Origin of the sequence: Trichocoleus sp. DQ-U1 (genome assembly GCF_039961925.1) — a bacterium.
GTDB lineage: Bacteria > Cyanobacteriota > Cyanobacteriia > Cyanobacteriales > FACHB-T130 > FACHB-T130.
The window spans coordinates 23,689-33,790 of sequence record NZ_JAMPKB010000062.1; the positions used below are offsets into that span (position 1 = coordinate 23,689).

The 10,102-nt window shown below is 48.4% G+C and carries 12 protein-coding genes; 4 read left to right on the top strand and 8 right to left on the bottom strand.

Annotated features, from left to right (window positions below; genetic code table 11):
* Positions 1 to 19 precede the first annotated feature (19 nt).
* The 4 genes from NDI34_RS21220 to NDI34_RS21235 all read right to left on the bottom strand — a co-directional run bounded on the left by NDI34_RS21220 (position 20) and on the right by NDI34_RS21235 (position 2,635).
* A complete protein-coding gene (locus NDI34_RS21220; RefSeq protein ID WP_348233738.1) occupies positions 20 to 1,207 on the bottom strand; it encodes a serine/threonine-protein kinase in 1,188 nt (395 codons plus the stop codon).
* 144 nt (positions 1,208 to 1,351) lie between these two features.
* Positions 1,352 to 1,654, bottom strand: coding sequence for a TMEM165/GDT1 family protein (locus NDI34_RS21225; RefSeq protein ID WP_190414788.1), 303 nt, complete (start codon positions 1,652 to 1,654; stop codon positions 1,352 to 1,354).
* Positions 1,655 to 1,749: 95 nt separating this feature from the next.
* Positions 1,750 to 2,076 carry a TMEM165/GDT1 family protein gene (locus NDI34_RS21230; protein WP_347275957.1) on the bottom strand — a complete coding sequence of 109 codons (327 nt, stop codon included), beginning with the start codon at positions 2,074 to 2,076 and terminating at the stop codon, positions 1,750 to 1,752.
* A 208-nt stretch (positions 2,077 to 2,284) separates the two neighbouring features.
* Positions 2,285 to 2,635, bottom strand: a complete 351-nt coding sequence (locus NDI34_RS21235) for a YkgJ family cysteine cluster protein (RefSeq protein ID WP_190429480.1) — start codon at positions 2,633 to 2,635, stop codon at positions 2,285 to 2,287.
* A 263-nt stretch (positions 2,636 to 2,898) separates the two neighbouring features.
* Here NDI34_RS21235 and NDI34_RS21240 point away from each other — a divergent pair, with 263 nt between their 5' ends.
* A complete protein-coding gene (locus NDI34_RS21240; protein ID WP_190414819.1) occupies positions 2,899 to 3,021 on the top strand; it encodes a photosystem II reaction center protein Ycf12 in 123 nt (40 codons plus the stop codon).
* A 158-nt stretch (positions 3,022 to 3,179) separates the two neighbouring features.
* Here NDI34_RS21240 and recJ read toward each other — a convergent pair whose 3' ends face one another.
* From recJ to cysH, 4 genes are all read right to left on the bottom strand, one after another.
* A complete protein-coding gene (gene recJ, locus NDI34_RS21245; protein ID WP_348233739.1) occupies positions 3,180 to 5,333 on the bottom strand; it encodes a single-stranded-DNA-specific exonuclease RecJ in 2,154 nt (717 codons plus the stop codon).
* Between the two features lie 89 nt (positions 5,334 to 5,422).
* Positions 5,423 to 5,896, bottom strand: coding sequence for a hypothetical protein (locus tag NDI34_RS21250; protein ID WP_242032508.1), 474 nt, complete (start codon positions 5,894 to 5,896; stop codon positions 5,423 to 5,425).
* Between the two features lie 193 nt (positions 5,897 to 6,089).
* On the bottom strand, positions 6,090 to 7,442 hold the full coding sequence (gene sbcD, locus NDI34_RS21255; RefSeq protein WP_190429485.1) for an exonuclease subunit SbcD: 1,353 nt from the start codon (positions 7,440 to 7,442) through the stop codon (positions 6,090 to 6,092).
* 90 nt (positions 7,443 to 7,532) lie between these two features.
* Positions 7,533 to 8,264 carry a phosphoadenosine phosphosulfate reductase gene (cysH, locus tag NDI34_RS21260; protein ID WP_190414784.1) on the bottom strand — a complete coding sequence of 244 codons (732 nt, stop codon included), beginning with the start codon at positions 8,262 to 8,264 and terminating at the stop codon, positions 7,533 to 7,535.
* Positions 8,265 to 8,376: 112 nt separating this feature from the next.
* Here cysH and NDI34_RS21265 point away from each other — a divergent pair, with 112 nt between their 5' ends.
* The 3 genes from NDI34_RS21265 to NDI34_RS21275 form a co-directional block, all read left to right on the top strand.
* On the top strand, positions 8,377 to 8,550 hold the full coding sequence (locus tag NDI34_RS21265) for a hypothetical protein (protein ID WP_348233740.1): 174 nt from the start codon (positions 8,377 to 8,379) through the stop codon (positions 8,548 to 8,550).
* Positions 8,551 to 8,636: 86 nt separating this feature from the next.
* Positions 8,637 to 8,921, top strand: a complete 285-nt coding sequence (locus NDI34_RS21270) for a glutaredoxin family protein (protein WP_348233741.1) — start codon at positions 8,637 to 8,639, stop codon at positions 8,919 to 8,921.
* Positions 8,922 to 9,018: 97 nt separating this feature from the next.
* A partial coding sequence (locus tag NDI34_RS21275) for a UDP-N-acetylmuramoyl-L-alanyl-D-glutamate--2,6-diaminopimelate ligase (protein ID WP_348233742.1) occupies positions 9,019 to 10,102 on the top strand: 1,084 nt, incomplete at its 3' end.

Here is a 10,102-nt window from a genome sequence, read left to right on the forward strand (position 1 = left end):
TCCAGCCATCCCCAAGGCGCTAGCTCTGAGGGGGCTTTTTGGGCGTTGGAGATCCCAGAAACTGACTTTTTAGCTCCTCCAATTCCAGATCGACCTGGCTGTTAGCTTTAGCAGGATTTGAAGATGGAGGTTGTGGGGACGCCGATTTTTGATTTTCGTTTTTGGCGGTGCTACCACCCATTATTTCGGCTTTTAAAGCCTCTAATTCAATATCAATTTGGCTTTTGGATGTATTAGGGGGCTTGTTGGCAACGAGTGGTGTCACCGGCGATGATTTCAGAGGCTTGGCAGGTGTCGCCGGTGTATGAGAAATTACCGTGACTTGGGCTGGCGAAGGATTCAGGTCTTTCAAGACTTCTTCTACTGATTGATAGCGCCGACTGGGAGCAGTTTGCAGCATTTTGTCCAGAATTTTGCTCAGCGAATCGCTAACTTTAGAGATTAAATATTGCCGCCAAATCCAAGCATCTTCGTTAATATCGTACAAGTCAAACGGAGAGCGCTGAGTTAATAGATGAATGCAGGTGACGCCTAAACTATAAATATCGCTAGCGAAAGAAGCTTTGCCTCTGGCTTGCTCTGGTGCCACATATTCAGGGCTGCCAATGCTGGTTCCCGTTTGGTTGAGGGCGTTAGTGGTGGCAACTTTAGACGCGCCGAAATCAACCAGAACGAGCTTGCGATCGCGACTTCTGCGAATAATATTTTCTGGCTTAATATCTCGGTGAATCACTTGTTGGCTGTGGACAAATTGCAGCACTGACAATAAATCACTCAGCAACTGACGAATCTGAGATTCGCTAAAAGCACCCACCTGTGCCAATTCTTGGGCTAAGTTTTGCCCATCGATAAACTCTTGCACCAAATACTGGCGATCGTCTTGAGTAAAATATGCCAGTAATTCGGGAATCTGGGAATGTTTACCCAGTTCATCTAGCCGCATCGCTTCTTGGTTAAATAACTCAATTGCCTTTTTAACCGTGCTGGTGCCTTGGGCTTGCGGGTAAAACTGCTTGATTACACAACGCGGTTTAGAAGGTTTGTCTTCATCCACTGCCAAAAAAGTTCTACCAAAACCGCCTTGCCCAATCGGTTTGATGGCACGGTAGCGGTCTTTGAGCAGCAACTTAGTGCCGCAAGTCAGGCAAAACTTTGTATCAGAGGGATTTTGAGAGTTTGGGCAAGCTGGATTGAGGCAATAGCTCATAGTGGGAAGCGCTGCAACTGACTAAATCTATGTTGACACTCCTAGCGCTAAAGCCTTGTCTTTTTACGGGCTTTTTCCAGAATTAATGTTTTTCTGGCTGGAAGTTTCTTCCCAATCTAAAAACTCACAGCTAAAACCTGATATTTACGGTGTCTCTTCTAAATCTTCTGGCACGTCGGTATCAGGCCACAACAAGCGGACGGCAATTAAGGCAAACCCAATCGCTGCGATCGCTTTGAGTAACCGCGCAGGCAACAGCACCGCCACGCCTTCCCCAGCAATGACTCCCAGGAAGCTAGCCAACAGCAGTGCGGCGATCGTTCCGAGAAACACGGCGCGGGGAGATTTAGAACTGCCACTGAGCGCGATCGCTGCCAATTGGCTCTTATCTCCAATCTCCGCCAAGAATACCGTGATGAAACTAATTCCGAGAAGATGCCAATCCATAGTTGAAGGTTGGAAGGGTTAAAGGTTGAAAGTTTTGAATCGCTGACAGGTTGAACTTTCAAAGTGCCAACCTTGCAACGTGAAAATCTTGCAACTTAAAAATGTACGACATCCCACAGCAGCATCACAGAAACGAAAAGCAAACAAGCTCCCGCTGCCATGTCCAAGGTTTTAGGAGACAGCCGAGTTGCCAGCCAGCGCCCCAACAATACACCGACTAAGCTTGTAGCAATCAGTGCCACTGCCGCCCCCGCAAACACCAACCACGGCGACTGAGATTCTGCACTCATCAGCAGCGTTGCCACCTGAGTTTTATCTCCCATTTCTGCCAAAAAGATCGTCAAGAACGTGGAGCTAAAGACTGTCCAAGGCACCCGCTGGAAAAGCTTCACTTTTGGCTTTTGAGATTTAGAATGGCTAATCTTTGAAGAGGGTGAAGGCGCTGATTCAACGGCAGGTACCTGGGCGCTAGGACGCTCTAAGGCAGGCAGGCTAGGAGGCAGTGCAGAAAGTTTCACTATTGAGTTAGGCTCAACGCTAGCTAATTTTCATATTCTTTTCATTTTCTCAGAATATGGTACAAATATCAACCTTTGGTTGCTTGCAGAAGATTTAAGTTCCTAATCGGTTTCAAAAGCCAACTTCCTGGTTAAATCGGATCATTTCTAAAGAGCGATCGCCATAAACGCCTTCAATCTGTTCGCGGCAACACTCCACCGCAAAGTCATTGAGTTCCTCTGGCTCAATGCCGTACAATTCCTCAAAAACATCTGCCTGCACCCGACAAAAGCGAGGACGATCTAGATAAATCTGACATTCTCGCGTCTCCCGATCGAAATTCACACACCATCCCCCTTCGCCGACCATGCTCAGATATAGCTGTAACTCCTCTGGCATGAGATATTGATCTAAGTCAGGGCGATCTGCTGGATCGAGATGACAGCAGGCTCCACATTGCTTAACACATCGCCAAGTCGGCATTGTTCCAAACCATCTTTCAAAAAGTTCTCGTCTCTTCAGTTTAGACGCGATAAATCGCGCCTTGAAGAGAGGTTTTTCCTTGCCAGCGGCAAGAAACGACTTTCTGAGGGTTTTTTGTCATTGTTTATACTTTTGTAAAGTTCTTTAAATAAAAGACGCGATCGCTGGGTAAGATTAGATGGCAAAATTTGCCAATTAGCTATTCAAATCAACACATTGTAAATACCCGTAGAAAGGCAGGACAAATGGAGATTTTCAGCGACTTGTTCAGCGGTTTGAGCAGCATCAACTGGGAAGTCATTGCTCAGCTAGGCTTTGTGGCGGTAATTATGCTTGCTGGCCCAGCAGTTATCTTCGTGCTGGCATTTCGAGGCGGCGACCTCTAAAAGACTGGCATTTTGACACAAAATCGTATTTTCAACGCACAGTACCGCAAAGGATAGCGCAGAGTCACGCAAAGGATGAGCAGATAGCTTTGCGTAACTTGGCAAATCCCTTTGCGTTACTTTGCCTTAAAAAATCTTATCTCGCTTTCTCAGAAAACTTATGTATTTTTTCCCGGTAGATCCAGCGCTTGCATTGCCGCTTTAATCAATGGATAAAACGGAGGTTTCGTCACATCAACCTCTTTGGCATTTTCCCGCGTGATTCCGAGTAAACCCATTCTGTGTCCTTGCTGAATCGCCAGAACTTTGCCTTCAGGATTTCTAATTTTTAACTCTTTTAAAGACTCAGAAAGACTACAGGTGTAGCGACGCTGGTTGTAGTGAAACTCAGCTTTCAGTCCTGGGGAGAAGGACAATTGATGGGGTTCCCCCGTGGAACGTCGCAGACCTACTAACTCCAGTTGTACCGTAGTGTTGCCATTCCAGGTATTTTGTCGCAGTTTGTAGGCGATATCGACTCGCGACGGTAAAGGGTAATGATTGCCCCATCGCCAAGCGATCGCTTCGATTTTCCGAACCTGACTCCCGTTATCCCCAGAGTCTTGGAATTTTAATTTGACGTGACCCTTCCCGACAATTTTTTGCTCAACTACGCGGACATTCGGCGTCCAGAATACGGGATCAGCGTTTTCAATCCCGCACGGGTGAAGGGCATCAATCTGTTGGTACAGATCAAGATTAATATCGTCGAGGTTAGCCTGAACGTCAATCTTGAGCAGCGGCTTTAGGTGCTGGGGTTCCAGACACTGATGAGCAAAAAGGCTAAGACGCGATCGCAATGCAGGGAGATTTTCGGCTGGCATCGAAAAGCCCCCCGCCGCCTTGTGTCCGCCAAATTTCCCCAGCAAATCCTGACAAAACTGCAAAGCTTCAAATACGTGAAATTCAGGAATCCCCCGCGCCGAACCCCGGACGTGATGCTCATCTTCATAAGTTCCGATAAACACCGGCACGCCGTAGCGTTCCACCAAGCGCGAGGCAACAATTCCAATCACGCCATGATGCCATCCCGGTTGAACCAGCACTAACACCCGTTCTTGCTGGAAGTCAATCGACTTATCTGGAATTTGAGGTAAAACCTCACTGGCAGAATCTAACTTTTTATTCGGGATTCCAATAATCTGGGTTTCTTCACACCAAGTAACAGCATCCCGTTCAATCTCTTCACAGAGTTGCTGTCGGTGTTTGTTAATTTGTTCGCACTGCATCGCCCGTTCCAGTGCGATTCCCATATCATCAGTTATCAGCAATTCAATCACCGTCTGCGGGTCGGCAATCCGTCCCACGGCGTTAATTCTTGGCCCCAGGCGAAACCCAATATCCTCTGGCTTTAAGGATTGTGGATTTGGGATTTTAGATTTTGGAGTTTCCGCTTCGCTGTTCTCTGTGCCTTGTGGTACTCCCGCTATCTGAATCAGCGCCTGAACTCCCGCTAGTTGAGAATTCGGTAATTGTTGCAAACCCCGCTTCACCCAGCGGCGGTTTACCCCTGTTAACGGTGCTAAATCGGCAATTGTTCCGAGGGTAAAAAGTTCTAATAGTGGCTTCACCAATCCCTTCGTTTGCCCCAGCTGTTGGGCGAGGGTGACAGCCAAGATATAAGCGACGCCAACGCCCGCCACCCCGCGATAAGGAGAAGATTCTCGAATCAGCTTGGGATTGAGAATGGCATCGGCTGGAGGCAGTTTTTCGGGAATATCGTGATGATCGGTGACAATAACTTTGACACCCAGCTGCCGTGCCCGATCGATTGGCTCAAACGCAGAAATGCCGTTATCTACCGTTAAAATCAGCCAAACGCCTTCCCGGTGAAATTCTTCGACAATGCGGCGATTAATCCCGTAGCCTTCACTCATGCGGCTGGGAATCGCATAATCCACCTGTGCCCCTAACCACCGCAGTGCCCGGAGTAAAAGCGCAGTGCTAGTCATCCCATCCGCATCATAGTCTCCGCAGATCGCAATTTTGTGCTGGGATGCGATCGCTTCTTGCAACAACTCCACACTAATTGCCAAGTCGGGGAATTCTTCCAAAGGTGAGGGCAAAACCTGAGATTCTGGATCTAGGAATGCTTGCGCCTCTTCTGCCGTCTCAATGCCTCGGTTAATCAGTACCTGACTCAACAGTGGTGAAAGACCCGTCGTTTTAGCTAACTGTTGGGCTAGTTCGTCTCGTACTGGAAATATTTGCCATCGATGATTGGGCAATCGGGCAGGACGAGGGGATGATTCTGAATGAGGGCGATCTTGCACAGGCGTCGTATTTCCAGCAGTCTGGCTCAGCCCATCCTATCAGTTTTAATTCGTTAAATGATTGGGTCTATAGGGATATGCGATCGCTTTTAATAAACAGCAACCCGACCGTCATCTCTTAAATAAATTGTGCGATCGCCTGGAGGACGCCCACCAGGACGGACTTCGATTCGTAAAGTTCTAGGATTCGGTTTAGCAAGTCTCACTCCTAGGGGTAAACCCGTCGCATCCCACAGCAAAAGTGATAGATTCGGGTCTGTACCCCCTCCCCTTGTGAAAGACACTACTTGTCCGGGATTGAGGGGAATCGGATCGGTACCCACCACCTTTTGCATCTGAACCAAACTTGATGTCAGGTTTACCACCTCATAGGTGATGCGTTGTCCCGGTACGAACTGAATCGGGGCTGGGGGGCACTTTGCCGCACAAGTTCCCGCCAAAGCTGGTTGGATGTGTGCCGCTGCACCAACGCTAAAAGCAGCTACGACTAAAACTGCTGGTAAAAATTTAGACATTAAAGGCTGCGTTGTGACTTGCTGAGAAGTCTGTTCCCGAAAGCTCATTTACTCAAATTCTGTAATCTATTTATCTAAATTTTAAACTTTTTCAGAGTCTTTTGCTTTTTGCTGATACGCTCAAACCTGCTTTTTAGTTTATGTAATTATACGTATACTAAACAATACTTAGTATGAAAAATACGCGCATACTAAGTAATACTGAATCCTTGCAGATTTAGCACAAATTCAAGCAAGACTTTTACAGTAAACGCAGCTGGGAATCTGTCGTTGCCACAGATTGCTGACTCGGTTGATTCGTTCCTATCGCTGATGCTTCCTCAATGTCAGAAGCGTTGAACCACGCCTCTTCCTCATGTGCCAGTAACTTCTGGGCTTCTTCCAGCATCAAGGCGGCAATATCCTTAAGGTCTTCCCGATTGGCTAAGTAAGTTTTCAGCGCTTCCACAGGATCGGTGCTGGCACTAGAACCGAGTTCGGGCAAGCGAGGACGCGCTAGCTGACTGACTAATTCCGCCTGAATTGTGTAGGTGTGGGCGTCACTTAAGCTAGCGTGCAGGGCATTATTATCAATCAAATCTATCTGCTCGGAACGCAGTTTGTAGATTAGCCGCACGACAGCATCTTTGATATCTTTTTTGCCTATCGCTTTGATTAAAGCGGCTTGCGGCTCAGATGCATCAGAGACATCCACTTCGATAGTCCGGAAGGGGCGCACCGGAAGAGGACAAAATTCCCACTGGGCGTTGCCTCGTTCCAGCTGAATCATCACATAGCCTTTGTCTTCTTTTTCTTCGCTGAAATCGACTCGCTCAATACTGCCTGGGTAGATAACTGGAGGCTGGTTCGACTTGTTGAGATTCTGATGTCGGTGGACGTGCCCCAACGCGACGTAGTCAAAGCAAGGTCGCGTCAGCATCGAGATGGGGATGGTAAACCCTTTGCCGACTGCTAGGAAGCGCTCTGCACCTAAGTTAGCTCGGTCTGCCATCAGGTGAGCTAAAAGAACGGTTGGTACTTCCGGATCTAGACGCCGGATTTCTCCTTCCAGGCAAGGCTCAAGACGCTTAATTAATAACTCGTTGACTTCGGCTAGAGACAAATCTTCAGTTTCCGGGCGCGTCAGCAGGGCGGAACGGGTGAGCCAAGGGAGGGTAATGATTTGGACGGGACCGCTGCGGGTTTCGATGCGGTGGGTGACGATGCGATCGCCGACAATAAACCCCGGCACTCCCAATGTCCGATAAATACATAAACTCGCGCCTCCCTGCCCCTGAGAATGCTGGTCGTGATTCCCCACCAGCAACACCGTTGGGATCTGGGCATCGACTAAGCGCCGAAACTGGCTGGCAAACGCTTCCTGTACATACGGCGGCGGCGTTGCATCGGGGAAAGCATCTCCACCGAACAAGACCAAATCAACGGGTTCGCCATTCTCTCCGTCTGTACTTTGCCCAATCGCTCGGTCAATACACTTTGATAAAGTATTGACAAAATCCTCAAGCCGTGTGTTTACTCCGGTTTCCGGATTGACCCGTCCGTGGGAGAAGCCACTCCCCATGTGAATATCGGATAGGTGGAGGATTTTAATCATTTTGCTAATTGGTAATTGGTGATTGGTCATGGGTAATTGGTAATCTTCTTGCATTACCCATTACCCATTACCTATTACCCATTAGACATTCTAAATGTGAATTCCACATTCAGTTTTACCCATGCCGCGCCAGCGACCTGCGCGTTCGTCTTCACCCTCAGCAACGGGTGTAGTAATGGGTTCGTCGCCGATGCTGGCATATCCCTGATCGTGCAGAGGATTGTAAATCATGCCATGCTCAGCCACATAAGCCCAGCTGTCCTTGCGTGTCCAGTTGGCCAGAGGATTCACTTTCAGCCGTTGCTGTGAATCTAGTTCCAAGACTGGCATATCAGCACGAGTCACGGCTTGGTCGCGGCGACGTCCGGTAATCCAGGCAACGGTGCTGAGTTCTGCCAGACCCCGTTGCAACGGTTCAATTTTGGTCAGGTGGTGGAATTGGGTGATGTCCTTATCCCACAGCGCTTCGCCGTATTTAGCTGCAAAGGCTTCGCGAGAGTCAAGATCGGGAATTTTGTAAGTTTGGAGGTTTAAATTGTAAAGTGCCTGCGCTTTAGCAACTAACTCCAGGGTTTGAGGAAAGTGATACAGCGTGTCCAGAAACAAGACTGGCACTGGCGTTGCTGGTTTGAGATCGCGGTATAAAAGATCCGTAATTACCAAATCATCCACATTAAAGGCGCTGGTTTGCACCAGTCCCGTGGGGATATTTGTAACACACCAAGCCAGGATCTCTCTGGGATGAGCTTTGTCAAATTTTTGGTTAAGCTCATCCAGATTAAACGAGGAGATGCTAACGGGAGCTGTGGTGCTATCGCTCATGGTACGTTTCTAGTGAATTTCTGAATTCTTTATTACAAATTATTTTACCTCTTATAAGCACCTAACCCGATCGGAGAACAGGGCTATAAATGAACATCGTGTAAAGAATTGCATGGCATTCTACTGGCGCAGGCATGGGCGCGGACAAGAATCACCCCGCCTACATTCCCTCGCCAACATCCTGCTATCGAGAGGAAGGATTGTAGAGGCAAAGCGTAGCCAGTCACAGAATGATTCTGCTGCTTTTTTGGGGATGGGTGTCCGCATTGAAGAAAAGATGAGATAACTTCTAATTGTTGAACCGGCAATTGATTTCTGCCAAACTGCACTAGGAGCTATCATCGCCCTATCAAAGTTTTTTGGAGAGATTGAGTGCGGTTAATTCTGTACAGCAAGCCGGGTTGTCACTTGTGCGAGGGGTTACAAGAAAAACTCGAACAAGTTTCAACCCCCCCCATTGAACTGGAAATCCGGGATATCACTACTCGCGAAGATTGGTTTCAAGCCTATCAATATGAAATTCCCGTCCTGTTTAGGGTTCGATCGCAGCGTACAGATCGAGTAGAAGAACCGTTGCCCCGTCCTTCACCCCGCGCTACGGTGCAGCAGTTGGAGCAAATGTTACAGAAATATTTGCTTGTAAAAGATAAAGAATAAGCGCGAATAGTCTTGAGTCGAGCGTCCGCCTGCTAACGATCCGATGACTCATGACTAACGATTAATGACTCGTGACGATTGTGAGGAGTTACTAAAGATGAAATTGCGAGAGTTATTAGCAACCATTCCCCAGATTGAGCAACCCTCTAGTCAGACTGCTCTGGAATTGGAAGTTAAGGGCTTAACGACAAATTCCCATGCTTGTCAACCGGGAGATTTGTTTATCGGGATGCCCGGAACGCGAGTGGATGGAGGGGAGTTTTGGGAAGGCGCGATCGCATCCGGTGCAGTCGCCGCCCTGGTTTCTTCTCAAGCTGCCCAAAAACATCCTCCCAAAGGGGAAGATGCCTGCGTGATTCCAGTTGCAGACATGACTCAAGCTTGCGCCCAAGTTGCTGCTGCCTTTTATGGCTACCCAGCGCAACAGCTAAAACTGATTGGCGTCACTGGCACGAATGGCAAAACGACAACGACTCATTTAATCGAATTTTTCCTGACTTGGAGCCAGTTACCAACGGCTTTATTTGGGACGCTGTATGCCCGTTGGGCTGGCTTTCAACAAACCGCTGCCCACACGACGCCTTTTGCTGTCGAACTGCAAAAACAACTGGCAGACGCGATCGCAGCCGGATCTCAGATGGGTGTGATGGAAGTGAGTTCTCACGCTTTGGCGCAAGGTCGGATTTTGGGTTGTCCGTTCTCGGTTGCTGTGTTCACCAATCTCACCCAGGATCATCTAGACTTCCACCGCGACATGGAAGATTACTTCAATGCAAAAGCATTGCTGTTTAGCCCTGAATATCTTAAAGGGCGGGCGGTGATTAATTCCGATGACGCTTACGGACAGCGGTTGAGCGAACGGTTAAATCCAGACCAAGTATGGCGCTACAGTGTCAACGATACAACCGCCGATTTATGGATGAGCGACCTGAGTTATGAGCCAACGGGAGTCAGCGGGGTGATGCATACACCCAAAGGTGACGTGGCTTTCCGTTCGCCTCTAGTCGGGCAGTACAATCTGGAAAATTTACTTGCCGCTGTGGGAGCAGTGTTGGATTTGGGAGTAGATTTGGAGTTAATTGCGGCGGCGCTGCCCGAATTTTCGGGAGTACCGGGACGGATGGAACGAGTGCAAATCGGTTCCCAGCAAGAGATTAGCGTTATTGTCGATTATGCTCACA

Excerpts from the sequence above, each read along its gene's own strand:
- NDI34_RS21220 (WP_348233738.1), bottom strand. The coding sequence starts at position 1,207 with ATGAGCTATTGCCTCAATCCAGCTTGCCCAAACTCTCAAAATCCCTCT.
- NDI34_RS21225 (WP_190414788.1), bottom strand. The coding sequence starts at position 1,654 with ATGGATTGGCATCTTCTCGGAATTAGTTTCATCACGGTATTCTTGGCG.
- NDI34_RS21235 (WP_190429480.1), bottom strand. The coding sequence starts at position 2,635 with ATGCCGACTTGGCGATGTGTTAAGCAATGTGGAGCCTGCTGTCATCTC.
- NDI34_RS21250 (WP_242032508.1), bottom strand. The coding sequence starts at position 5,896 with ATGAGCTTTCGGGAACAGACTTCTCAGCAAGTCACAACGCAGCCTTTA.
- sbcD (WP_190429485.1), bottom strand. The coding sequence starts at position 7,442 with ATGATTAAAATCCTCCACCTATCCGATATTCACATGGGGAGTGGCTTC.
- cysH (WP_190414784.1), bottom strand. The coding sequence starts at position 8,264 with ATGAGCGATAGCACCACAGCTCCCGTTAGCATCTCCTCGTTTAATCTG.
- NDI34_RS21265 (WP_348233740.1), top strand. The coding sequence starts at position 8,377 with ATGGCATTCTACTGGCGCAGGCATGGGCGCGGACAAGAATCACCCCGC.